We start from the raw sequence: 25,484 nt of genomic DNA on the forward strand, positions 1-25,484 counted from the left end.
ATTTTGATCAGGACCTAGATAGTCAAATTTGAGATCGAAAATTTCTTTATCTTATTAAAGATAATTTTTTATAGAAGAAATATTTATCTTCATAACTTCTAATCCAAGATGATGTTCCCCATCTTAAAGTACTCAACGTCAAATCTGGATTCACTCCTTTTGCCATTTTTGCGAATTTCAGCAGAAAAATTCTTGAAATATTATAATCATCTTTACTCCGCATGTGAGAAGGAATGGTTCCGGAAGAAGAATTTGCATCGGAACCAATTTCCAATTTCAGATGTTGAAGACTTGCCCCAAAATTTGGTTCAAACATTATTCGAAGAATTTGTTGGAGTATTTCCTTTGGATAATCCATTAACAATCGGATAGAGGTTTCTGCGGTTGTTCCTATTCCCATGAAAATTCTTCCTTCTTCAGAAAGATCGATTATTATCTTTTCATAGCAGTGCTGATGATTCATGGTAGCTCCTCCTGTTAGAAATATGAATGTGAGAGATACGAAAAATGATACCAAAAAAAGTGATTCTTTTATTTGAAGCCTCATTTAACACTCACTCCTTCCAAACTCAATGAATCTGCGAAATGACATGCGACGAGGTGAGGATTTTCATCAGTGCCGATGTTTCTAAGCTCGGGGTAGACCTCTTTACAGACAGCTTTTGCGTAAGGACATCTTGGGTGGAAGTAGCAACCAGAAGGTGGGTTCGATGGATCTGGAACCTCACCTGTGAGATGCACCTTCTTTCTCTTTCTCTTTGGATCGGGCTTTGGAACAGCAGAAAGGAGAGCCTCCGTGTAGGGGTGCTTTGGAGAAGAAAAGAGCTCTTCAGTCTCTGCAAGCTCCACGATCCTTCCCACGTACATCACGGCCACCCTGTTTGTGATGTGCTCCACCACACCGAGATCGTGAGAGATGAACAGATAGGTGAGGTGGTACTCTTTTTGAAGATCCTTGAGAAGATTTATGATCTGAGCCTGAACGGACACATCCAGAGCGGAAGTTGGCTCATCACACAGAACAAGCTTTGGCTTCAAAGCGATCGCACGTGCGATGGCAATTCTCTGTCTCTGCCCACCCGAGAAAGCATGGGGATATCTTTGCATGTACTCTGGCCTCAGACCAACAGCCCTCAAAAGATCTGAGACGATCTGATCTATCTCTTCCTTTGACTTCACCAGCCTGTTTACAACAAGGGGCTCTGCTATGATATCCCGCACAGTCATTCTTGGGTTCAAAGAAGAGTAAGGATCCTGGAAGATCATTTGAAGAAACCTTCTTACCCCTTTTTCCCTGAGCTCTCTCTCGGACAACCTGGTGATATCGATCTTTTCGTTCATGTTTAAAATGATCTCACCCTCTGTTGGCTCGATCCCTCTCATGATGAGCTTTGCTGTTGTGGTCTTACCACAACCACTCTCACCAACAAGACCCAAGGTCTCTCCTTCCTCTATGTGGAAAGAGATACCATCCACCGCCTTGAGATAGCCAACCACTTTCCTTCTAAAGCCACGCTTTACAATGGGAAAGTACTTCTTCAAGTTCTTCACCTCAAGAAGCGCCATCTTCTGTCCCTCCATAGAGAAAACAACTCACTTTGTGTTTTGATCCAACCTCAACCTCAACCAGCTCCCTCTCATCACAGACTCCCTTCATCCTGTAAGGACACCTTGGATGGAACCTGCAACCTTTTGGCATGTTCCTTGGATCTGGAACGTCTCCTTCTATCACCTCGAGCCTTTCTACTCTTTTTCCCACAACGGGAATGGACCTCAAAAGAAGCGACGTGTAAGGGTGTTTTGGATTGTAAAAAAGCTCTTCAACGGGTGCACTCTCCACCACCCTCCCAAGGTACATCACCACCACATGATCCGACATCTCCGCAACAACTCCCATGTTGTGTGTGATCATCATGATCGACATGTTGTACTCTGCCTGAAGCTCCCTCAAAAGATCAAGAACCTGAGCCTGTATCGTCACATCAAGAGCTGTAGTTGGCTCGTCTGCGATCAGAAGACGAGGATTACACGAAAGAGCCATTGCGATCATCGCACGCTGCCTCATACCACCCGAGTACTCGAACGGATAAGCGTCTATCATCTTCTCTGGCTTTGGAATACCAACTCTTCTTAAGAGTTCTATCGCACGCTCTCTTGCCTCTTCCCTTGACATCTTGAAGTGATAAACCATACCTTCTATGATCTGATCTCCCACCGTGTAGACAGGAGAAAAGGCAGCCATCGGCTCTTGGAAGATCATCGCTATGTGTCTTCCTCTGATCTTTCTGATCTCCTCTTTTGAGAACTTTGCAAGATCCACCACCTTCCCGTCCATGTTGTAGAGGATCTCTCCTGAGACTATCCTTCCTGTTGTGCCAAGAAGCTTTATGATTGACCTTGCTGTCACACTCTTTCCACAGCCACTCTCACCAACAACACCCAGTGTCTTTCCTTCCTCTATCTCAAAACTCACCCCATCGACCGCCTTCACAATGCCTTCATCTGTAAAAAAGTAGGTCTTCAGGTTCTTCACCTCAAGAAGTGCCATCTTCTTCCCTCCTACATGTTCGCATACGGATCTGCCGCATCCCTGAGTCCGTCCCCAACGAAGTTGAAGCACAGAACGGTTGTGATCACAAACGCAACGGGGATCAAAAGCCATGGATACAAAGCAACTACCGTCAAATTCTGTGCCTCCTGGAGTAACACTCCCCAGCTGATCACTGGTGGTCTCAGACCAAGCCCAAGAAAACTAAGACTCGTCTCACCAAGTATCATCCCGGGAATGGAAAGTGTGATGCTTGCTATCAGATGACTCATGAAAGAAGGAAGCATGTGCCGGAAGATGATCCTTGCCTCCGATGCTCCCATAAACCTTGCTGCCATAACAAAGTCTTCTTCCCTCAAGGACAAAAATCTGCTTCTTACTACTCTTGCCAAATCTGTCCATCCCGTCAATGAAAGAATAATCAATATAACAAAATAAACTCTAAGCGGAGGCCAGTTTTGCGGAAGAGCAGCACTTAGAGCTAACCATAATGGAATTGTAGGAATACTTTTTATAATCTCTATCGTTCTCTGGATGAAGTTGTCCACCGCTCCTCCAAAGTATCCCGAGATGCCCCCTATGGTGATACCAAGAACAAAGCTCAGAAAGACTCCTATCAGACCTATCGATGTGGAGATACGAGCACCGTAGATGATCCTGGAGAGCATGTCTCTTCCCAAACTGTCCGTTCCAAGAAGAAACATGTAGCCATCTTCTACTCCAATGAAGTGTATGTTCGTCTTCCAGATACCCCACAGTTTGTACTCGTCTCCTCGAACAAAAAACTTTATCCTGAAGATCTTGCTTTTGTCTTCTTTGTAGATCCTCCTCAAAGTCTCAAGGTCTACCGTGGAAGTGTAGCCGTACACGAACGGCCCAATGAACTTTCCCTCGTGGAAAAAGTGTATCCTCTGTGGCGGTGCGTAGGGAAACCTGTAGTTGTATTTGTTTGGATCGTACGGCGCAAAAAACTCACAAAAGATTGCAAGAATGTAGATTATTAAAAGCACCACCCCTCCTACCACGGCAAGTTTGTGCCTTTTGAACCTCCACCAGATGAGCTGCCACTGCGATGCGTAATAGAACTTCTCTTCCATCTGTTCTTTCTTCTTCATGCTTTCCCTCCTACTCGAACCTGATCCTCGGATCTACCCACGCAAGAAGTATGTCTGATATCAACGTCCCTATCACAGTGAAAAAGCTCAAAAACATCACCAAACTCCCAGCAAGGTACATGTCTTGATTCTTCAATGCGTTCAGAAGTAATGGTCCTACTGAGGGTAAATTCAAAACGATTGCAGTTATTGTAGCACCTGAAAAGATCCAAGGTAACGACCATCCCACCGTGCTGATGAACGGTATCATCGCTATCCTCAAAGGATACTTCCAGAACACTTTGTTCTCTGGAAGTCCTTTGGAGAGTGCCGCCTCTACATAGGGCTTGTGAAGCTCATCTAAAAGGTTTGCCCTCAGTGTCCTGATGAGCCCTGCCATACCCGAGGTTCCCAAAACCAACACAGGTATCCAGAGATGCTTCAGGATATCCAAAAATTTTTCGAAATTCATAGGAATGTTTAGATACTTTATGGAATACAAACCACTTAAATTTTCTTCTGTCAGTGTGTAAATTCCCCACAACAAAACAAGAGCTAAGAGGAAATTGGGAACTGCTAGACCAATGTATCCAAGAACAGTCGCTAAATAATCTCCTATGGAATAAGGGTGGACTGCTGAATACATACCAATGATGAATCCGAAACACCAGCTAAATATAAGTGATAATACGGCTACTAAAACCGTTATCCCTAATCTGTTCCAGAGTAATTCATTCACGGGTTTTTTCCATGAGAATGAGTATCCAAAATCTCCGTGCAATATTCCCCAGATCCATTTTAAATATTGAATATAAATGGGTTTATCTAATCCGTATTGTTTCCTCAATGCTTCCACAGTAGCTAAATCAATATCTTCACCGGAGACTCTCAATTGTGCAATATAAGATGTCAAAAAATCTCCAGGAGGAAGTTGAATAATAGCGAAAGAAATGACAGAGATGACAAATAATGTTATAAGTGCATTTATTAACCTCCTGATGATGTATATTATCATTAGATGTTCACCTCACCCACTGAGATTTATAAAAATGGTGGTTTTGACAAAAGGGGAGGATTCCCTCCCCTTTTTTTATTTTTCGAAATAGAATTGTTCTGGCCTGAGATTTTTTGGACTTCTTATAAGTGGGAAATCCCAAAGCAAACCTTGTGGAACATTTTTCATGTTATTCTTTACGACAATTGGTTGTGGGAGAGCTCCTACAAAACCAACCATCCAAATGTTCTTCTTATGGAGATTTATTACCTCTTTCATTAATTCATCGCGTTTTTTTGAGTCAACTTCTTTGACAAGCTGATCCCATATTTCGAAAAGTTTCCATAGATCTGTTCCCTCTTTGGGTGGCATGCCTGTCTTTTTGCCAGTGTTGTACCATTGCCATGTAAGAGGTGCCCATTGACTACCAAGGATATGAGCTGGATCTCCAACAGGATCTACATTTCTGTCGAATTCCCATACACCTATTTGTAGTTGCCCAGCCTCTAATCTTGTGACATACAGTGATCTGTCAATAGGTTTTAAAACAACGCTTATACCAACCTTTTCAAGATATGATTTAACCATTTCCATAGTTTTTTCTCTTGTTTGAGTTGGAGTTGTATATTCGATAACAATTTCAAGTTTTTTGCCATCAGGTCTTAGTCTATAGGAGTGTGAGGGATCCCATTTAAGACCCATCTCATCAAGGAGTTCGTTTGCTTTGTCAGGATTATATTCTGCAAACGCTTTTTCCCATTCAGGGTCATAATATTTGACGCCTTTTACAAAAGATGCTTGGCGCGGCTCTCCAAGTCCTTGGTAAACCAACTGCCAAATTTCTTCTCTGTTCACTGCTAGAGACAAGGCCTGTCTAAATTTGGGCTCTCTCAGAATTTCACCAATTACAGGATCATCTGTATAATTCTGATTTATCATGAGGGTATCAGCACTTCCTACAGCTTGTCTAGCAAGAATTATCTTGTAACCTCCCTTTTCTCTGTTGGAAGCAAGAATTGAATAGTCAGCAATTGTCAAATGCCTACCTTGCATATCAATTTCTCCTGATATTGCTTTCATCAGTAACATCTGTTGATTTTCAACATAATGAAATACTATTCTGTCAATGTAAGGAAGTTGATTCCCTTCAGGATCAATTTTGAAGTAAAACGGATTTCTTTCGAGTATGAGAGCTCTCTCTGAAGAATCCTTGGATAATTTCCATGGAAAAAGAACCGGTAGATCGGGATTGACAAGCCAAGAATTTGACTGAAGGCATTTGTCCTTTACAAATTGGTACCACGTATTATATCCGTTATTTTTTGCTATTTCATTTGCTCTTTCTAGACCAACGTATTTTGGATGGAATTTTTTTATGTAATGTGATGGGACAACGAATTCAAGACCAGCTCTTCCTCCATCTCCAGCCAGAGCAAATGGGAATAACGGATAAGGTTCTTTGAAGATTACTTTGAAAGTATAATCATCAATGATTTCCAGACTGAAAACTTCTCCACCCGGTTGGAAGACAGAAGGCACAGATGGGGTCAATTCTTTGTTTAGAAGAACATCATAGTACCAGAATCTTACGTCTTCTGCAGTTACTGGTTCACCATCAGACCACTTCAAACCCTCTCTGATTTTCATAACATATTCTCTGCCATCTTCCGAAACCTGTAGACTTTCAAGAATATCAGGCAACAGTTCCTTACCAGCTTTGTCTGAAATTAACATAAATTCATAACAAATACGACCCGCATTCCACTCGTCTGAAAGCCCATACCATGCTCTGTTCCAAGTACCGCCGTATTTTCCTACATCTTCGTATGGAACTACCACAACAGGATTCCTTGGCAGCCTCTCTTCAATCGGTGGTAACAATCCTTTCTCAACCATCTCTTTCAGCATAGGAGCTTCGTTGAATTTTGTGATCTTCTTTCCTGTCAGCCGCTCGTAATCGGTGAGATTGTAATACTCTCCAGGAACAATCTCGTTGAGTCCAATGGCAAGAATCTGAACCACAAAGATTGCAATGATAAAACCCCATAAAAACTTTCTCAGCATCGTACCACCTCCTCCCAGTTTTGAAATTGACATCGTCAAAAATCACAAAAAGCAAACTAAAATCATCCAAAGTATGTCAATATGGTATCAATAAATGAGCAATTAAGTCAAACAATTTTGATACTAAATAACCTTGATATCTATCAATTGGTACTAAATATTTACGATTACATTTGATTATTTTACGTTTTCTTTCCTTTACAACTTCTTACAACAAAAAAGCGCCCCCATAAAGGGGCGCCAGAGTTTTTCGAGAGAATAACTCATCCAGAATAATGCTTTTTCATTTCCTCGTTGAAGGGCAAGTTGAGGATATCATCGATGACAGCAACAGCCTGTTCGTAGGATTTTGTTCTCGGGTCTCTTATGAGAATCTCCTCAAGAACTCTCCTGTCACCACTGATGAACGCCTCAAACGCCCATTCCATCCTGAGTATCCTCGGAAGAAGATAGAACTTCTTGATCCTCTCTGTAAGATCAGGCTCTATCTTCTCTGGATGTATCCCCTCTTTGTCCACTATCACCGGCACCTCCACCACAACATCGTCTGGTATCCCTCTTATCACCCCTCTGTTCTCCACGTTCAACACTAACCTTACCCTCTTCCCATTCACCAGAGCGTTTATGAACGGTATGTGCTGCTCTACACTTTCACTTCCTGTTGTGAACACCTCAGGCCACACCTTCGTGAGTTCTAGACTCGGATCTTTCTCCACTTCCTTTGCAAGTTCCATCAGCCTCCTCCTTTGCTTCCTCAAACCCTCGTAGAACTTCGGCCTTTCCGCCTCGTTGTCTATTCCTCCATACTTTCCATACCATCTCTTCTTCGTCTCAAGATCGTAGTGGTACTTCCACGTCCCATTCCTCACCGTGTCCCCTATCGGATACATCCCATAAAACCTGTACATGTCTATCGCAGCAGGTGAAAAGTCCACGTCCCATGGACTCTTCGGCTCCCAACTCGATGCGTTCTTCTCTATCCACTCCTCAAGCCTGGGATAGAGGTCTTCTCCTTTCCACCTGAACCTGTTCAGCCATATTGCATGGTTTACCCCTGCTACCTGCCAGTCAAGTTCTTCTGGTTCTACCCCAACTACCTTTGCAAGGTGGAACACGTGTGCATATCCATGACAGAATCCTACTATCTTCGCCTTCGTCAGCCTCTTTACAAGCTGGGTGATCTCAAAAACGGGATTTGCCGTCTGCAGTATCCACGCATCCGGTGAGATCTTCTCCACAGCTTTTGCTATATCAAGGCTCATCTTCAGATGGTTGTAGTTGCTCAGGGTGTAGTAGTCAGATACCATGTTCAGCTCTTGGCTGTCTATCCCCCTGTAGTAGCCGTGCCTTTCTCCTACCTCCCTCATGATCTCGTAGTGCACGTATCCGTCTTCATGCCCAGGTGCCCTGTAGAGTGCTGTGTTGATCACAAAGTCTGCTCCTTCAAGTGCCTTCTCAAGGCTCGTCGTCTGTTCCACTTCGTACTCTGCCTTCAACTCCTTCAGGTACTTCGTGACGAGAATGTGCGTTGCCTTCAGCCTCTCTTCGTCGATGTCCATCAAAACCAGTCTTGACCCATAAAGCTCCTTCGTCTTTGCCAGGTCCCCTACCAACTTTATCGTGTACCTCACACTCCCTGCACCTACAAATACAATGTTGGACATGTTACTACCTCCTTTCAGTGAATATAATTTCCACACCTTTTTCCCTGAATATTTCGTATTGATTTTCAGGGGGTTTTCTCTCCGTGATCAGATAGTCAATCCTCTCTGTGGGTATCAGATGTGCCAGCGATCTTTTTCCTATCTTGCTGAAGTCGGCAAGAACGAAGATCTCTTCTGCTTTCTCAACGAAGATCCCCTTTATCCCCATCTCCATCGTGTTTATTTCGTAGGTTCCCTCTTCTGCGGTCACGCCTCTACATGAGACAAACGCTTTTTTCACAGAGAACTTCTTTCCACACTCTATCGTCAAAGAGCCTTCCACCGCTAAGTTCTCCGGATTCACCTTTCCTGTAAGCAGAACGACGCTTATACCGGGGTTTTTCGAGAGTTCCATGGCGGTGAGAAGGTTGTTCGTGATGACGTGAACTGACTTTTGAGATGAAGCCAGGTGTTTTGCGAAGATATGAGCGGTGGTGCTTGCGTCTAGGAAGATGATGTCGTTGTCCTCTACAAAGTCCAGAGCAAGCTGGGCGATCTTTTCTTTTGCCTCCCTGTTTATCGAGAGCCTTCTCATGAAATCTGTTTCCTTCTCGAAGTAGTTCACTTTTCTGATGCCACCGTGGACTTTTCTCACCAAATTTCTTTTCACCAGTTCTGCTACATCTCTTCTCACGGTGATCATCGAAACACCGAGTTTCTCCTGAAGATCTTTCATGCTGACAAAGCCGTTTTTGTCAACTATATCGAGGATTTCCTTCAATCTTTCCTCTTTCATATCATCACCCTCCTTTCCTTTCGAGAGATTTTATCACAAACATCGTTGACTTTTGTGATTAATTTATGATAAATTTATGTTTGAATTCATATCCACGAGGTGATGAAGAATGAACGGTGCAAGAAAGTGGTTCTTCCCCGATGGTTACATTCCACGTGGTAAGAGGGGCTATCTTGTCTCCCACGAGTCGCTGTGTATCATGAACGCGGGTGAGGAAGCAGCAAGGATAAAGATTTGGTTCTTCTTTGAAGATAGAGATCCCATTGTTCATGAGGTGGAAGTACCAGCGAGAAGAAGCCTTCATCTCAGGCTGGACAAACTCGGTATCCCACGATGCAAACCCTACAGTATCATGGCAGAGAGCACCACACCTGTTGTTATGCAACTTTCACGACTTGATGTCGGAAAGAATCATCATACCCTCATGACAACCATCGGTTATTGGGAGGAGTGATACATATGGAAAAGATCTTCAAAGAACTGGATGAATTGGAATTCGAACTTCCCTCCTGGGCGTTCAGCGATGCAGGAACGAGGTTTGCCGTCTTCCACGAAGAAGGAGCAGCCCGAAACGTTTTTGAAAGAATAGAAGATGCTGCGCTCGTTCATGAACTGACAGGTTGCTGTCCTTCCGTTGCCCTTCACATCCCGTGGGACAGAGTGGAAAACTGGGAAGAACTGAAGGAGTTTGTTGAAGAGAAAGGCTTGAGAATAGGTGCCATCAATCCGAATCTTTTCCAGGATCCAGATTACAAGTATGGAAGTCTCACCAATCCCAGCGAGAAGATCAGAAAAAAAGCGATCGCACACGTGATGGAATGTGTGGACATAGCGGTGAAAACGGGTTCGAAGATAATCAGTCTGTGGCTTGCAGACGGAACGGATTATCCGGGTCAGGACGATTTCCGTTCCAGAAAGAAAAGGCTCGAAGAGTCACTGAAGTACATTTACGAAAACATGCCAGAGGATATGTACCTTTTCATAGAGTACAAGTTCTTCGAGCCTACTTTCTACCACACGGACATACCGGACTGGGGGACGAGTTATCTTCTCTCAGAAAAGCTGGGAGAACGAGCCCTTGTACTTGTTGATCTTGGACATCACGCTCAGGGAGCAAACATAGAATACATCGTTGCGACACTGCTCTCTGAGAGGAAACTCGGAGGATTTCATCTGAACAACAGAAAGTACGCGGACGACGACCTCACGATCGCTTCCATAAACCCGTATGAGGTGTTTTTGATCTTCAAGGAGATCGCCTTTGCCTGGAAAGATCCTGAGCTTTCCGACTTTGCAAAGAAAGTGGTTCTCATGTTCGATCAAGCACATATCACAAAGCCGAAGATCCTTGCGATGATACAATCTGTTGTGATGGCTCAGGAGCTCTTTGTGAAGGCACTTCTCATAGACAGAAGGCGTCTGAGAGAAGCTCAAGAAAAGTGCGATGTGGTGGAGGCAGAAGAAATTCTGATGGATGCCTTCCGAACGGACGTGAGGCCTCTTCTGAGAGAGAACAGAAAACGAAAGAACCTTCCAGAAGATCCGATAAAGGTGTTCAGGGAAGGACACTACATGGAGAAAAGAAGGAGAGAGAGAAGATGAAGGAGATCGTGAAAGAAATCCAAAGAGTTGCTTACTGGCTCGCTGTAAAGGGCCTTTCTGAAGCAAATGCAGGAAACATCTCTGTTAGAATCGATGAGGTGCCATCCAGTTACGAAGTGAAAACCGTGGAAGCGTACGGCTTCGAGTACAATGGCCCCGAGATGTATCTTCTGATCACAACGACTGGGTCGAGAATGAGGGAGATCTTCGAAGATGAAAGTAAGATCTGTCTTCTTCACATCCTTCCTGGAAGGCACTATGAAATCCTGCACGGTGAAGGAAAACCCACCAGTGAGTTTCCAACACATCTTATGATCCATGCATGGTTCAAAGAGATGAACTCAGAAAAAAGAGCGATCGTTCACACACATCCTCTGAACCTTCTCACACTGATGAACCTGGAGGACTTCCAGGGCCTTCTTCCGAAGATGATGAAGATTCACCCTGAGGTTCTCATCTTCTTTCCCCAGGGAATTTCCGTCGTCGAGTTTGAAAAACCAGGGAGCGTGGAACTCGGTTTGAAGACCGTTGAAAAATCTCAGGGCAAAGATGCCGTCCTGTGGGACAAACATGGAGTCGTAGCGTTTGGAAAGGACGTCGCAGAAGCCTACGACAGGGTTGAGATTCTGGAGAAGGCAGCAGAGATCCTTTTGAGGGTGCTCAGCCTTGGAAGAGATCCAACGGGTGTTCCGGAGGGATGGTTGTGAACGTACTCGCTGTAGATCTTGGAGCAACGAACGGAAAGGTTTACGAGGTTGAACTGGAAGAAAAGTTGGCTGTGAGGGAAATCAAAAGATTCAGAACAGGTGGTATTTTCCTTCCAGGAAAAGATAGGGATCACTTCTTGTGGAACCTTCCCAAGTTTTACGAAGAGATACGTGATATCCTGGAGAACTCAGACGCACAGGCTGTTGGGGTCGATACCTGGGGTGTGGACTTTGCGCTGCTTGACAAGAGGGGAAGGCTCATCTCCCTTCCGTACCATTACAGAGACATAAGAACAGAGGGAGTTATGGAGAAAGTCTTCGATATCGTCTCGAAAAAGTACATATTCAAGCGAACGGGGATACAGTTCATGGAGATAAACACTCTCTATCAGCTCTACTCGATGGTTCTTTCAAAAGATCCTTTCCTGAAAGTGGCAAGGAAAATCCTGATGATACCAGACATGTTCAACTTCTGGTTCTCCGGGGAAATGGTGAGTGAGTACACGATCGCAAGCACTTCCCAGTGCTACAGCGTGCCAGAGAAGAGATGGGCGTTCGACCTTCTCGAAAAGCTCTCCATTCCTGCTGAGATCTTTCCGGAGGTGGTTCCGCCGGGTACCATCCTGGGAAAATGTAAGGTAAAAAGGGAAATGAACGTGATCGCCACCACCTGCCACGACACCGCCTCCGCCGTTGTGGCTGTTCCGTTCGAAGAGGAAGAGATCTACATCAGTTCTGGAACTTGGTTTCTTGTGGGAACGGAACTGGAGGAACCACTTCTGACGGAAGAGGTGATGGAAAGAAACTTCACAAACGAAGGTGGATACGGAAAGATCAGGTTTCTCAAGAACGCGACCGGTATGTGGCTCCTTGAAGAGTGCAACAGAGTGTGGAAAAAGAACTATTCGGAGATCGTGAAGATGGCAGAGAACGCACCTTCTTTCCAGGCGTTTCTTGACCCGGACAGGGAGGAGTTTCTTCACCCTGGAAACATGCTGGAGAGGATCAGATCTTATCTTGAAAAGACAGGCCAGAGAGTACTTGAGGAAATCGGCGAAGTTTCTCGTCTCATCTTCGAGTCCCTTGCGTTCAACAGCAGGTGGATTGTGGATCAGATCGAAGAACTCACCGGCAGAAGGTACGAGAAGATCCACATAGTGGGTGGAGCCGTGAAGAACGGTCTTTTGATGAGTTTCATTGCCGATGCAACGGGAAAGATCGTGGTGGCAGGTCCTGTGGATGCAACGCCCATCGGAAACGCTCTCGTTCAGTTCATCGCCATGGGCGAGATAAAAGATCTCGACGAGGCAAGAGAGGTTGTGAGAAAGTCCTTTGAGTTGAAGGTGTTCGAGCCGAAAAATCCGGAGTTGTGGAGCGAAAAATACGAAGAATGGAGAAGGTACAAGGAGATGGAAGTGTGAACCTGAAGGATCTGGAAAACCCCGGTGTGTGGTACAGGCCCGCACCTTTTTGGAGCTGGAACGACAAACTGTGTGAAGAAGAACTTTTGAGACAGATAGACGAGATGTACGAAAAAGGATACGGTGGCTTTTTCATACACTCAAGGGTAGGACTTGTTACAGAGTATCTCTCTGATGAGTGGATGGCACTCGTGAAAAGATGTGCTGAACACGCCAAAGAACTTGGAATGCTTGCCTGGCTTTACGATGAGGACAAATGGCCTTCTGGATTTGCCGGTGGAATCGTTCCTCTCGAAAATGATGAATACCGCCACAGGTTTCTTGTACTTTTGAAGAAAGAGCAGATCGAACCAGGCGACGAGATTTTGAAAAGGATAGAAAGAGGAAATGAAGAATTTTTCGTTGTGAAGCGCACGATGAAACTGGGAGCTCCCTGGTTCAACGGAACCTGCTACGTGGATCTTCTCTCGAAGAAGGTCACAGAAGCCTTCATCAAATCAACTCACGAGAAGTACAGAAAGGTGTGTGGTGAGTTCTTTGGCTCTTCGATCCCGGGGATCTTCACCGACGAGCCCACCTATCTGAGAGTACATTATCCGGAGAATCCCACACTCCCATGGACGGACCGCTTTCCAGAAGAGTTCCTAAAGAGAAAGGGATACGATATCAGAGAACACTTTGAAGAGCTCTTTTTTAATACGAAAGACTATATGAAAGTAAGATACGATTTCTTCGATGTTGCAACTGAACTCTTCATCGAAAACTTCACAATACCCTATGCAAAGTGGTGTGAAGAAAACGGTATCTTCATGACGGGTCACTATATGGCTGAAGATACGCTCAGGGGACAGGTTGAATGGATAGGATCTGCTATGCCACACTACGAATACATGCAGATACCAGGGGTTGATAAACTTGCACGTCATCTCGAACAGGTGATCACGATAAAGCAGGTGTCATCGGTGGCGGAACAGCTGGGAAAGAAATGGGTGCTCTGTGAAACGTTCGGGACCACAGGCCAGCACGTGAGCTTTCTTCACAGAAAATGGATCGCAGACTGGCAGGCAGTTCTTGGAATCACCTACATAAATCCACACCTCAGTCTCTACTCGATGAGAGGAGAAAGAAAAAGAGACTACCCACCGAACCTCTTCTATCAGCAGCCCTGGTGGAGGAACGAAAAACGCTTCTCCGATTATCTTGCCAGACTGAACTATCTGATGACACAGGGGAAAAGAGAAGTGAAGGTGCTGGTGATCCATCCGATCACCTCTGCTTGGTGTGTGTACTCGAAGTTTGACGACGAGATCGACAGACTCAACGAATCCTTCGACAGGACTGTGAAAGAACTCGTCTCAAGCAAAATAGATTTCCATTTCGGCGATGAGACGATCCTTTCAAAATACGGAAAGGTGAGCGGAGAAAAACTTGTGGTGGGAAACTGTGAGTACGATATCGTCCTGGTACCTCCTCTGCTGAACCTAAGACGCTCAACGGTGGATCTTTTGAACGAGTTTTCGAAAAACGGTGGAACGATCTTTGTCTTGAAAGATGGAAACTTCTTCCTGGAGAGGGTGGAGGGAAGAAAAGAAGAACCGGAGTTCCTCAAAAGAGCACGTGTTTTCGAAGACCTTCAGGATCTTATCGATTCACTCAGGGATGTGGCTGTCGTCGAGGTCATAGACAAAAAGACCGGAAGGAACGCAAAATCTGTGATTGCACAGAAGAGGTTGCTTGAGGACGGCTCGTACCTTATCTTTCTTGCAAACACGGACATCAACCGCGAAGTGCACTGTCATTTGAAGTTGAAAGAAGAAAAAGATCATGTGTACGTGATCGATATTCTTGACTTTGCTGCAGTGGAGCTGAACGAAAGGGAGTTCACCATGCATCCGGCATCGAGCCTTTTGATCTGGGTAACGGACGAGAAGATTCCATCTCAGAGAAAGAGTGTGATATCAACGGGGGTGGTTTTGAGAAGAAAATTCGAACTTGAAATGGCGTTTTCTGAGTTCGAAACGGAGATGAACGGTTTCAACGTACTGTCCGTGGACAGGGTAGATATGTTCGAAGCAGATGGGAAGACCTTCAGGGATGAGTACGTTTCGAAGATCTGGTACGAGTTCTACAGACTACCAGAAGGTACTCCGTTCAAAGTGGTGTATTCGTTCGAGGTCAGTGTAAAACCAGAGAAACTTTTTCTTGCTGTTGAGTGTGCAGAAAACCTCAACAGAATCACGGTGAACGGCCATGAAGTGGTGTTCAAAAGAAAAGGCTGTACTTTCACCGAGGAAGAATGTTTCCTGGATGTGAACTTCGGAAAGATGGATATCACAGAGCTTGTCCAGGTGGGAAAAAACATCGTCGTTTTGGAAGGAAGAAAGAGCAACAACATCACAGGACCAGGCTGTCACGAGAGGGTGAAAGATCCCGAAAATCACAGACCCACGGAAGTGGAAACGATCTATCTTGTTGGGAAATTCTCCCTTGTGAACGTAGATGGAACAAGATACGTGATCGACGAACCCAAAGTGCCAGATCACAGAGACATCACACAGAGTGGATACCCGTTTTATGTGGGTTCTTTCACCCTTAAGAAGACCTTCGAGATGAAAAAAGACCCGAAAAGAAAGTACTTTCTCAAACTGAACAACGTGAAGGCCGCATCCGTAGAGGTATTTTTGAACGGAAAGTTCATGGGAAGTCTCTTCTGGGAACCGTTCATGGTGGAGATCACAGACATTCTTCGCGACGGAAAGAACGAACTGAAACTTGTTCTCACCAACACACTTTTCAACCTGATAGAGGCGAACCACAAGGCCGATGTGCTCGAAGAAACGTTCAGAAGACCGTGGAGTTTCATAGACTTTGAGCATCACACTGACAGATACGTTCTTTTACCTTTTGGGCTGGAAAACGCTGTTTTACTCAGCTCTTCTTCACTATGAACTTCGGTTTTCTTCTGAGCCTGAAGATCTTTCTCAAAAAAAGAAGAAGGGGACACCTGAATGCCACAGTCTCACTCCTTTTCAAAATCTATCACTTGAAAGGTTCTCAGCCTGTTGTTTCTGGACTCTTTCCACTCCACCTCTATGGGGAAGGCAAACTCTGGCTGGAGCCTTCCCTCCTTTACCCATTTTCTTGACTCTTCGTTTCTGTAGATCGCAGGATTTGCAAGAACAAAAAGCTTCATGGGTCTGTCGACGATCACCACCTCGTCTATCACTTCTTCTTTTGAAAGTTTTTCAACGATCTCTTCAACGATTTCTCTCAGCGGAAGAGGTTTTACGTTCACCAAGGCGATGTTTCTGGAGAGGGGTCCCATGATCTTCACGTTTGCAAGTTCTGGAGTGAAACCATGCTTTTCCAGAACGTTCAGAAGGATCTCGTTTGCAACCGAAACAGCTCTTCCGTGGTAATCCGGATTTATGAGCATCTTCAAAAGATGCTTCAGTTTGCAGCCTTCTCTTCCTGCCGACTCTCCTATCTTTCTCACCTCTATTCCGAGGTGATCTATCATCGCGTTTATCTCGGCTTTTCCTACTCTGTAGAGAGGTGAGTAGACCCCGTCGAAGACTTTCAGTCCCGTTTTCCCCCAGCTATCTGAGGCGTTGGCACCGCTTGCGACAAGACAATCTTTGGCGTACTCTTTCACAAGGCGCGTTTTCACGTCTCTGGTACAGGCGTTGCAAGAAGGCCCGTATCTCCAGACCTTCTCCTGAAGTCCGTTGGATGGGATGAAGGTGTGCTTCAGTCCATACTTTTCCGCAAATCTTCGAACGATCTTTCTTGATTTTTCGTAGGTATAAGGTCCCCAGTCGATGGTGACGAGTTCCACCCTCTCTTTTCCGAGGGCCATCTTCGCAAGGATCGCAACAAGAGAGCTATCCTTCCCTCCAGAGAAGGCAACGTATAGTTTTCCATCTTTCACTGTTTCTTTTATGTCTTCAACGATTTCTCTTACAATTTCTTCAACTCGAATCTCACTTCACCTCCATCGAGAGTCAAAACAGCGTAGGATCCCTCTGCGAGGCTTCCAGGATTCAAAAACCTCACTCCCGCTTTCGTGGTGTCTTCGGGTTCATGCGTGTGTCCGAACAGGATCACATTTGGTTTTTCGTTGAACACCCTGAGAAGGCGGTCTTTCAAATCCCAGGGGGCACCCCAGCCGTGACACATTCCGATGTTCACACCTTCCAAAAGGAGCACCTTGGAAAACGGAAGATGCTCCTTCACATCCGGATAGTCCATGTTTCCATGGACTCCGTAGAATTCTTTGGAAGATTTTTCCAGAAGGATCACCGTGTCAAGATTCACGTAGTCTCCGAGCCCTATCACCCCGTCGTACTCTTTCAGAGCGTTCACAATTTCATCGGGAAGATCCGGCATTCGTACAGGAACGTGTGAATCGGAGATTACGAGAAATCGTTTCATGACGGATCACCCCAGTATCATGTTATCTATCAGTCTTGCCTTTCCCACCCAGGCAGCGACCGCGACGATCACTTTCCGATCGATTTTTTCAACAGGCTCCAGCGTTTCCTCATCGACGATTTCCACATAGTCTATCTTCACTCTGTCGAATCTGGACAGATGATTGATCATCGCCTCCTTCATCTTCACAGCATCCCTCTCACCGTTCAAAAAGAGGTTTTCAGCGAGTTTCAACGACTGGTACAGGGCAAGAGCCTGTTTTCTTTCTTCAGACGTGAGATAGACGTTTCTCGAGCTCATCGCAAGACCGTCTGGTTCTCTCACTATGGGACACTCGATCATCTCAACGTCCATGTTCAGATCTCTCACCATTCTCCTGAGCACTCTGAACTGCTGTGCATCTTTTTGACCGAAGTATGCCCTGTGTGGTTTCACGATGTTGAAGAGCTTTGTGACCACGGTACAAACCCCTCGAAAGTGTCCGGGCCTGGATCTACCACAGAGCGGTTTTGAAAGCTTTGTCTCCTCAACGAACGTGGAGAAATCGGGTGGATACATCTCCTCCACGGATGGATGAAAAACGCAGTCCACGTTCTCTTTCTCAAGAAGTTTCCTGTCCCTCTCGAAGTCCCTCGGGTATCTCTCATAATCTTCGTTTGGACCAAACTGAGTGGGATTCACGAAGATGCTCACCACGACCACATCGTTCTCTGCCCTTGCTCTTCTCACGAGTGAAAGATGACCTTCGTGAAGGTATCCCATGGTGGGAACGAAACCGATTGTTTTCCTCTTTTCCCTCATTTCTTCGGAGAATTTCTTCATCTCTTCGATGGTTTCTATGATTCTCATTCTCTCTCCTCCCCCGCTCTGCAAAGGTTCTCTTCGCAGAACTTTCTCTCCACAAGATCCCACACCATCTCCCCTATGGGGTTTTTCACTCCGGCCAGATAGTCCGCGAGATGAAGGTGGAGACATTTCAGTTTGGTGAAGTCTCTGATACCACCGGTTCCAACTTTTGAAAGAATCTCCCGGAAGGGATGATCTTCTGGCAAGAGTTCTGCTCTTTTCTTTATGATCTCAACGTGAGCTTTTTTCATCTTTTCTCGAAGTATGTCTTCTCTTTTCAGCTTTTCCTCAAACTCTTTTATGTATCCCTGCGATTCGAGTTTTGAGACTTCCTTTCTCAGATGAGGGCAGGTGAGCCAGTAAAGTGTGGGAAAAGGCTTTCCATCTTTGATGGGAAAGCTTTCTATGACGACGGGGTATCCATGGGGACATCGAAAGACAACGCGCCTCATGTTCGTGATTTTCCTTCCAAGTTGCCATTCTACGACCTTTTCATCACGAGGGTCACCCATTCTCTTTCCTGCTTCCTTTCCAAAAGGTTCCATCCTTTCTTTCTGGCCTTTTCTCTGACCATGTTTTCTTTCGTATCCACGATTCCGGAGAGGATCAAAATGGACCTTTCGTGGGTGATTCTGTCCACGTCTTCGAGGAGCCTTAGATGGATCTCCGCGAGGATGTTGGATACGACTATATCGAAAACACCATCAACTTCCGAAAGAAGATCGGACCGTTTCACGATGACATCCACGTTGTTTTTTTGAACGTTCTCTTTTGCGACCTCAACCGCCTGCTCATCCACATCCACCGCCAGCACGTACGATGCTCCGAGTTTTTTTGCCACTATGGCAAGGATTCCGGTTCCACATCCCACATCCACTACCCTGTCTCCTGCTTTCAGGTACTTTTTCAGGAAAAACACGCTCATCTGAGTGGTGGGATGAAGTCCCGTTCCGAAAGCGACTCCCGGGGAAAGTTTCACCACGATCTTGTCCGTCCTTGTCACTTTCTCTGTGGGATCGGCCACCACGCCCTCTACGATCTCGAAGGGTTCCAGTTCAACCATCCAGTCTTTCGGTGTTGTTAGTCTCTCATCTAAAGGCTTCCAGCCACTCAAAAAAGAAGGAAGAGTTTCCCCTTCCCGAAGATACACCTTGAGAAGCCTGTTTCCTTCCCTGTTTTCTTCTATAGCAAAATTGGAAAAGCCTTCCTCGTAAAGTTTTTCCAGAAGTTCTTCCTCGTCTATTTTCAAAGGGAACACCAGTTCTTTAAATCTCATCGATCTTTCTTATTCTCCTTTCGTGTCTTCCTCCATCGAATGGGGTCGAAAGAAAGGTATCAACTATCCAGAAAGCAAGTTCTGAACCGATCAGTCTTCCAGGAAGAACGAGCACGTTCGCGTTGTTGTGCGACCTTGCAAGCCTCGCCATGTCCGGAAAGAGACAGAGGGCAGCCCTTATTCCTCTGTATCTGTTCGCGGCGATCGACATGCCGAGCCCAGTCCCGCAGAGTAGTATCCCGTAGTCCACTTCGTTGGACAGGACGGATTGTACAACCTTCTTTGCGTAGTCTGGATAATCAACGGACTCTTCGGAATGTGTGCCGTGATCGAGGACTTCGATGCCTTTGTTCAGAAGGTAGTTTTTCACCTTCTCTTTCAACTCAAACGCAGCGTGATCCGATGCTATGGCGATCTTCACCTTCTCTGCACCTCCTCCATCGCCTCCGATATTGTGTCGTAGATCTTCACGATCCGATCCAGGTTCGTTATTGAAAGCACCCTTTCCACCCTCTCATTCGGAGACACCAGTGCGAAAAAGCCTCCCACACTGCTCACGCTCTTCAATATGTTCACAATGACTCCCAGGCTGAAACTATCGATACTTTCCACGTCGGAAAGCACAAGAAGGATTTTGTTGTATCCTTTGTTCAAAAACTCGTCGAACACCCACCTTTTGAACAGGTGTGCATTCTCTATGTTGAGTTCCTTGTTCGGCATGAGTATAACAACGTCTTCTACTATTTTGTAAGGAAACATGTCCTTCCCCCCTCATATTTTTCTGAACACCCCGACCACTTTTCCGAGTATCTTCACCCTGTCTGCTCTGAAGAACATTGCTGGCATTTCTTTGTTCGCCGGTCTCAACTCGACCATCTCACCTTTCTGGAAGAACTTTTTGAGGGTGACCTCTCCCTCAACCATCGCCGCCACGATGTCTCCGTTCTGAGCCCAGTTCTGTCTTCTGATGAGGACAAGATCCCCGTCACAGATGTGTTCTTCTATCATGCTTTCGCCCTTTACCCTCAAAAGGAAGTGATCGTATCCACTCGAAAGAAAACTACTGGGCACTTCTATGTAATCTTCCAGATACTCGATCGCTTCTTTCTTTTCTCCAGCTCGAATCTCCCCAATCAGCGGTACTCTGTTTTTCACACTCTTTATCACTCTCATTGCACGGGGTTTCCCGCTCTTTCTTTCGATGTAGCCTTTCTTTTCCAAGGCCAGAAGGTGAAGCAGTGCTCCTCGGGGTGTGATTCTGAAGCGTCGTGCTATTTCCCTCACCGAGGGGGGGTATCCGTTTTTCTCTATGAACTCTTCTATGAAAATCAGAACACTCCTCTGTTTTGCGGTAAGGTCCTTCAAGTGTCGAACACCACCTTCGTTCTCAGCTCACCATCTTTTCGCTCAAACTTCAGAAGGTGGTAGGTGAGAGCCTTTATCTCCGTTCCTTCCTTCTTTTTTATCTTTCTGAACGTCACCGTTAATTTACCTTCTTTGTTTTCGATGGTGTGTGGAGCCCATCCCTTTGAGATCTCGAGTATCCAGTCGTTCACCGTGTCGAAGAAGTTGTCCTCTGTTTCTTCGCACGGGTACATCTTCTTCCTTTCCTCACCCTCGCTGAAAACGATCCCTTCCTCCTCAAGGAGGATGTTCTTTGCCTCTTCGAGAAGCTCCAGATAAGACCGCCCTGAGATCTCGTAAGCAACATCTGCGGTGTGTTCTATCGGCCTTCTCAATCTTTCACCACCGCCATCTTGGATATGGCGTCGTCTCCGAGTTCGATGAGTTTCACACCCTTTGTCACACGACCGATGACTCCGATCTCCGACACGGGCATTCTTATCATCATACCGTTTCGTGTGACCACAACTATTTCCTCGTCTCCTTTCACATACCTCACAGCCACCACGTGTCCCGTTTTGTTCACATCGGAGATGTTCCTCAGACCCGTTCCGCCCCTTTTCTGAACCCTGTAAAGCTGAACGGGAGTTCTTTTGCCAAATCCCTTTTCGGTCACCGTGAGGATTTCCCCTTCCTCCGATGGAACAACGTCCATGCTCACAACTTCATCTCCCGGCTGAAGCTTTATAGCTTGAACACCCGCTGCGTTTCTTCCCATCCTTCTCACATCGCTCACAGGAAACCTTATGATCATGCCGAGTTTTGTCGCCACAACGAGAGTTTCTTTTTCACTGGTACACACTCTTGCGCTCACGATTTCGTCTCCCGGCTCTATCCTGATCGCCCTGACTCCACGGTTGCTCGTTGCGTTTTCAAATTCTTCAAGGGATGTCCTTTTGATCTTTCCCGATTTTGTGACGATCACAAGATCTTTTCCTTTGCCGTTCAGAGGAACGAGCGCTACGATCCTTTCTGTGTCTTCCAGATTCAGGAAAGCGGAGATATGTTTTCCACGAGTGTTTCGCCCTGTTGTCTCGATTTGATAGTTCTTCAAAACGTATGCTTTTCCGAAGTTGGTGATGAAAAGGGTCGAAGAAGTGTTTTTCGTTACAGCCACGAACTCTACTTCGTCGTCTTCTGATAGTTTTGACACGGTGATACCCTTTCCTCCCCGCTTCTGTGATCTGTAGCTGTTCAGTGGAGTGCTCTTCAGATATCCTTTGTGGCTCAGGGTGATCACTACGTCCTCTTCCACTATGAGCTCTTCCACGTCGTACCTGAGTTCTTCGTCCGTTATCTCCGTCCTTCTTGGATCACCGTATCGTTCTTTCAAATAGAGAAATTCCTTCTTCATTATTTCCCTTACTCTCTCGTCCTTTTCGAGGATTTCCTTCACCTCTGAGATCTTCTTCACCAGATCCGAGTACTCGTTTTGCAGGTTTTCTATCTCAAGGGAGGTGAGTCTTGAGAGCCTCATATCAAGAATCGCTTTTGCCTGTTCTTCGGATATCTCAAGGGTTTCCATCAAAGAGTGTCTGGCCGATTCGACATCTTTGCTGTTTCTGACGATGTCTACGACCACCCCTATCGCCCTTGCCGCCTTCAGCAAGCCTTCCACAACGTGGGCACGTCTGGTGTACTTTTCGTACTCGTACTCGGCTCTCCTTCTGATGACCTCGAAACGGTGTTCCAGAAAGGCCTCAAGCAGTCCTTTCAGATTCATCAATCTTGGCCTTTTGTTTTTGTCTATGACCAGCATCTGTACGTTGAAATAATCCTGGAGGGCGGTTCGCTTGTAGAGGTTGTTTATTATGATGTCCTCGTTGGTATCCTTCGGTATCTCTATGACGACCCTCAACCCACGCTTGTCGGATTCATCCCTTATGTTTCTCACGGGAAGGGAGTCGTCGTCCTTCACGAGTTTTGCTATTTGCTCTATGAGACCTGCCTTGCTGACACCGTAGGGGATCTCGGTGATCACGATCCTCTTCAGTCTTTTTCCTTCTTCAACGTGTACCTTTCCCCTTACTACTATCCTTCCTCTTCCTTCTTCGTACACGTTTTTGAGATCAGAACCGTTCACCACGATGCCACCTGTAGGAAAGTCCGGTCCTTTGATGAACTGCATGAGTTCTTCAACGCTGGCATCCGGGTGGTCTATCAGGTACACCAGAGCGTCCACAGTTTCCGACAGGTTGTGTGGAGGTATGCTGGTGGCCATTCCAACGGCTATACCGGAGGCACCGTTTATTATGAGGTTCGGCACCTTCGAGGGGAGTACTTCTGGTTCCTTCAAGGTACCGTCGAAGTTGTCGACCATGTTCACCGTGTTCTTGTCTATGTCTTCGAGCATCTCCTCTGCGAGTCGGGTGAGTTTTGCTTCTGTGTACCTCATGGCAGCAGGGGGGTCCCTGTCGATGGAGCCGAAGTTTCCCTGTCCCTCTATGAGGGGATACCTCATCGTGAAGGGCTGAGCCATCCTCACGAGGGCATCGTAGACTGGAGCGTCTCCGTGGGGATGGTACTTACCCATCACTTCACCGACGATCCTTGCACTCTTTTTCGTCGGCGAGTTGTGGGTGAGGCCGAGTTCGTACATTCCGTACAGAATACGCCTCTGAACCGGCTTGAGGCCATCTCTCACATCGGGGATGGCCCTTCCCACTATGACGCTCATGGAGTAGAGAAGATACGAGTCAACGAGTTCGTCTTCGATTGGTCTGTTTATCAGAATCTCTGGCATTCACATCCCTCCGTTATGATACTTTGGCACCCGGTGCGATATCCCCATCAACGGTCAAGAGTCTCAGTGTGTCACCCGATTTTGCAGCAAGAAGCATCCCCTGAGACTCTATACCCATGAGTTTTGCAGGCTTCAGGTTCGCAACGACGATGATGATTTTTCCTACAAGGTCTTCCGGCTCGTAATATTCGGCCACTCCGGCAACGATCTGTCTTTTCTCCGTTCCAAGGTCAACGATCAGTTTGATGAGTTTTCTGGAATTTGGTACCCTTTCGGCTTCGAGAACCCTGGCGGTGCGAAGATCCACCTTCGCAAAATCGTCTATGGTGATCAGGTTCTGTTCAACCGACACCGTCTCCACCACCTTTTTGAACGTTTTCGTGTCTATTTTCCTGAAAAGTGGCTCTCCATGGTGTACACTTCTTCCCGCTCTCAAAACTCCCCAGGTTTCAAGATGATCTTTGTGAGGATCCTCATCGAAGGAGACCCTGCGGAAGACCTCCTGTGAGGTGTCGGGCATCACGGGTAATGTCATCAGAGCCACCTTGAAAACTGCCTCGAGCGAATTATAGAGTACCGTTCCCAATCTTTCTGATCTTCCTTCCTTTGCCAGCACCCACGGTTTTGTGTCGTTGAAGTATTTGTTCGCATCCGCTATGAACTCCCATATCCTGTCGAGTGCTTCCGTTAGTTTGTAGGAATCCATGAGATCGTAGTACGCGTTCTTCGTTTTGAAGAACCTCTCCTTCAGCCAGCTGTCAGGTCCTTCCTCGTTCGCTGGAGAGGGAATTTTTCCGTCGAAGTACTTGTTTATCATCGCCGTGATCCTGTGAAGGAGATTCCCATAGTCGTTTGCAAGGTCCGAATTCAACCTGTGAACCAATCTTTCCTCTGAAAAATCACCATCTTTACCGAACGCGATGTCTCTTATCAGGTAGTACCTGACCACATCGTTCCCATACTGCTTCACAAAGAACCTCGGATCTATTGCGTTTCCAAGGGATTTGCTGATTTTCTGGCCGTTCACGGTGAGCCAGCCGTGGGCAAAGACCTTTTCAGGTAAAGGCAGTCCAACGGACATGAGCATGGCAGGCCAGATGATGGAGTGGAACCGGTTTATTTCTTTTCCTATCAGGTGTAGGTCTGCTGGCCACCATTTGTTGAACATTTCCTCGTTCCAGCCATACCCTATGGCAGAGACGTAGTTTATAAGTGCATCCACCCACACGTAAATCACGTGTTCGGGATCGTCCTTCATTGGAACGCCCCATTTGAAGGAGGTTCTGGTGATACTGAGATCTTTGAGTCCTCCTTCCAGGATCTTGAGCATTTCGTTCCTTCTGAAGTCTGGCTCCACGAAGTCTGGATGCTCTTCGTAGTGTTTCAAAAGTGCGTCCCTGTACTTCGAAAGCCTGAAGAAGTAGTTCTCCTCTTCCACCCATTTGACCGGCCTTCTGCACTCAGGACAGAATCGCTCATCCCCTTCTTTTACGACCTCATCCTCGTTCCAGAAGGTCTCACAGGGAACACAGTACCATCCCTTGTACACTCCCTTGTACACATCGCCATTTTCCTTCATCCTCGCAACGAATTCCTGAACGGTTTTCATGTGCATTTCGTCGGTGGTACGGATGAAGTGATCGTTGGTGATCTTGAGTTCTTTCCAGAGTTGTTTGAATTTTTCTGCAAGCTCGTCACAGAACTTCTGCGGGTCCTTGCCCGTCTGCTGGGCTGCCTGAAGGACTTTCTGGCCGTGTTCATCCGTTCCGGTGAGGAAGAACACATCGTATCCCATGAAGCGTTTGTAACGGGCAATGATATCCGCTACAATAGTGGTATAGGCGCTTCCAATGTGTGGTTCTGAGTTCACGTAATATATCGGGGTGGTGATGTAAAATTTCAAAATGTCACC

General features: G+C 46.2%; 24 protein-coding genes. 5 read left to right on the forward strand and 19 right to left on the reverse strand.

Going from position 1 to position 25,484, the window contains the following annotated elements; genetic code table 11:
• Positions 1–46 precede the first annotated feature (46 nt).
• The 8 genes from AS006_RS09700 to AS006_RS06030 form a co-directional block, all read right to left on the reverse strand.
• Positions 47–547 carry a hypothetical protein gene (locus tag AS006_RS09700; RefSeq protein ID WP_101513446.1) on the reverse strand — a complete coding sequence of 167 codons (501 nt, stop codon included), beginning with the start codon at positions 545–547 and terminating at the stop codon, positions 47–49.
• Entirely contained in the window at positions 544–1,566 is a 1,023-nt protein-coding gene (locus AS006_RS06000; RefSeq protein ID WP_101513447.1) for an ABC transporter ATP-binding protein, read from the reverse strand. The genes AS006_RS09700 and AS006_RS06000 overlap by 4 nt, the downstream gene beginning before the upstream one ends.
• A complete protein-coding gene (locus AS006_RS06005; protein WP_101513448.1) occupies positions 1,553–2,548 on the reverse strand; it encodes an ABC transporter ATP-binding protein in 996 nt (331 codons plus the stop codon). Before AS006_RS06005 ends, AS006_RS06000 begins: the two co-directional genes overlap by 14 nt.
• A gap of 11 nt (positions 2,549–2,559) precedes the next feature.
• Positions 2,560–3,663 (reverse strand): ABC transporter permease, encoded by a 1,104-nt coding sequence (locus tag AS006_RS06010; RefSeq protein ID WP_101513449.1) that lies wholly within the window; start codon positions 3,661–3,663, stop codon positions 2,560–2,562.
• A gap of 10 nt (positions 3,664–3,673) precedes the next feature.
• The gene (locus AS006_RS06015; RefSeq protein WP_101513450.1) at positions 3,674–4,657 is read right to left on the reverse strand and encodes an ABC transporter permease; all 984 of its coding nucleotides are present in this window, start codon (positions 4,655–4,657) and stop codon (positions 3,674–3,676) included.
• A 75-nt stretch (positions 4,658–4,732) separates the two neighbouring features.
• Positions 4,733–6,700 (reverse strand): ABC transporter substrate-binding protein, encoded by a 1,968-nt coding sequence (locus AS006_RS06020; protein ID WP_101513451.1) that lies wholly within the window; start codon positions 6,698–6,700, stop codon positions 4,733–4,735.
• Positions 6,701–6,963: 263 nt separating this feature from the next.
• On the reverse strand, positions 6,964–8,364 hold the full coding sequence (gene aglA, locus AS006_RS06025; RefSeq protein WP_101513452.1) for an alpha-glucosidase AglA: 1,401 nt from the start codon (positions 8,362–8,364) through the stop codon (positions 6,964–6,966).
• Between the two features lie 4 nt (positions 8,365–8,368).
• Complete coding sequence (locus tag AS006_RS06030) at positions 8,369–9,139, reverse strand: DeoR/GlpR family DNA-binding transcription regulator (RefSeq protein ID WP_101513453.1); 771 nt, start codon at positions 9,137–9,139, stop codon at positions 8,369–8,371.
• Between the two features lie 109 nt (positions 9,140–9,248).
• On the opposite strand from AS006_RS06030, the gene AS006_RS06035 reads away from it, so the two are divergent.
• Genes AS006_RS06035 through AS006_RS06055 form a run of 5 tightly spaced genes read left to right on the forward strand, consistent with a single transcriptional unit; the run spans position 9,249 to position 15,817 of the window.
• Positions 9,249–9,593 carry a sensory rhodopsin transducer gene (locus AS006_RS06035; protein ID WP_101513454.1) on the forward strand — a complete coding sequence of 115 codons (345 nt, stop codon included), beginning with the start codon at positions 9,249–9,251 and terminating at the stop codon, positions 9,591–9,593.
• A gap of 5 nt (positions 9,594–9,598) precedes the next feature.
• Complete coding sequence (gene rhaI, locus AS006_RS06040) at positions 9,599–10,741, forward strand: L-rhamnose isomerase (RefSeq protein ID WP_199167442.1); 1,143 nt, start codon at positions 9,599–9,601, stop codon at positions 10,739–10,741.
• Complete coding sequence (rhaD, locus tag AS006_RS06045) at positions 10,738–11,448, forward strand: rhamnulose-1-phosphate aldolase (RefSeq protein ID WP_101513456.1); 711 nt, start codon at positions 10,738–10,740, stop codon at positions 11,446–11,448. Before rhaI ends, rhaD begins: the two co-directional genes overlap by 4 nt.
• The gene (locus AS006_RS06050; protein ID WP_101513457.1) at positions 11,439–12,869 is read left to right on the forward strand and encodes a rhamnulokinase family protein; all 1,431 of its coding nucleotides are present in this window, start codon (positions 11,439–11,441) and stop codon (positions 12,867–12,869) included. Before rhaD ends, AS006_RS06050 begins: the two co-directional genes overlap by 10 nt.
• A complete protein-coding gene (locus tag AS006_RS06055; protein ID WP_101513458.1) occupies positions 12,866–15,817 on the forward strand; it encodes an alpha-L-rhamnosidase in 2,952 nt (983 codons plus the stop codon). Before AS006_RS06050 ends, AS006_RS06055 begins: the two co-directional genes overlap by 4 nt.
• Before the next feature lie 71 nt (positions 15,818–15,888).
• Here AS006_RS06055 and AS006_RS06060 read toward each other — a convergent pair whose 3' ends face one another.
• The 11 genes from AS006_RS06060 to metG are packed head-to-tail and all read right to left on the reverse strand — an operon-like array spanning position 15,889 to position 25,475.
• Entirely contained in the window at positions 15,889–16,800 is a 912-nt protein-coding gene (locus AS006_RS06060; RefSeq protein WP_233185671.1) for an asparagine synthase-related protein, read from the reverse strand.
• Between the two features lie 29 nt (positions 16,801–16,829).
• On the reverse strand, positions 16,830–17,303 hold the full coding sequence (locus tag AS006_RS06065) for a metallophosphoesterase family protein (RefSeq protein WP_101513460.1): 474 nt from the start codon (positions 17,301–17,303) through the stop codon (positions 16,830–16,832).
• 6 nt (positions 17,304–17,309) lie between these two features.
• Positions 17,310–18,152 carry a pantoate--beta-alanine ligase gene (panC, locus tag AS006_RS06070; protein WP_101513461.1) on the reverse strand — a complete coding sequence of 281 codons (843 nt, stop codon included), beginning with the start codon at positions 18,150–18,152 and terminating at the stop codon, positions 17,310–17,312.
• On the reverse strand, positions 18,149–18,661 hold the full coding sequence (locus AS006_RS06075) for a DUF501 domain-containing protein (RefSeq protein WP_101513462.1): 513 nt from the start codon (positions 18,659–18,661) through the stop codon (positions 18,149–18,151). The genes panC and AS006_RS06075 overlap by 4 nt, the downstream gene beginning before the upstream one ends.
• Complete coding sequence (locus AS006_RS06080; protein WP_101513463.1) at positions 18,631–19,425, reverse strand: 50S ribosomal protein L11 methyltransferase; 795 nt, start codon at positions 19,423–19,425, stop codon at positions 18,631–18,633. Before AS006_RS06080 ends, AS006_RS06075 begins: the two co-directional genes overlap by 31 nt.
• Positions 19,415–19,846 (reverse strand): ribose 5-phosphate isomerase B, encoded by a 432-nt coding sequence (rpiB, locus tag AS006_RS06085; protein WP_101513464.1) that lies wholly within the window; start codon positions 19,844–19,846, stop codon positions 19,415–19,417. The genes AS006_RS06080 and rpiB overlap by 11 nt, the downstream gene beginning before the upstream one ends.
• A complete protein-coding gene (locus AS006_RS06090; RefSeq protein WP_101513465.1) occupies positions 19,843–20,184 on the reverse strand; it encodes an anti-sigma factor antagonist in 342 nt (113 codons plus the stop codon). The genes rpiB and AS006_RS06090 overlap by 4 nt, the downstream gene beginning before the upstream one ends.
• A 12-nt stretch (positions 20,185–20,196) precedes the next feature.
• Positions 20,197–20,790 (reverse strand): transcriptional repressor LexA, encoded by a 594-nt coding sequence (lexA, locus tag AS006_RS06095; protein ID WP_101513466.1) that lies wholly within the window; start codon positions 20,788–20,790, stop codon positions 20,197–20,199.
• A complete protein-coding gene (locus AS006_RS06100; RefSeq protein ID WP_101513467.1) occupies positions 20,787–21,164 on the reverse strand; it encodes an archease in 378 nt (125 codons plus the stop codon). Before AS006_RS06100 ends, lexA begins: the two co-directional genes overlap by 4 nt.
• Positions 21,161–23,572, reverse strand: a complete 2,412-nt coding sequence (gene gyrA / locus AS006_RS06105; protein WP_101513468.1) for a DNA gyrase subunit A — start codon at positions 23,570–23,572, stop codon at positions 21,161–21,163. The genes AS006_RS06100 and gyrA overlap by 4 nt, the downstream gene beginning before the upstream one ends.
• A 13-nt stretch (positions 23,573–23,585) precedes the next feature.
• Complete coding sequence (metG, locus tag AS006_RS06110) at positions 23,586–25,475, reverse strand: methionine--tRNA ligase (RefSeq protein WP_101513469.1); 1,890 nt, start codon at positions 25,473–25,475, stop codon at positions 23,586–23,588.
• Positions 25,476–25,484: the final 9 nt, after the last annotated feature.

The organism is Thermotoga sp. SG1, from assembly GCF_002865985.1.
Lineage (GTDB): Bacteria > Thermotogota > Thermotogae > Thermotogales > Thermotogaceae > Thermotoga.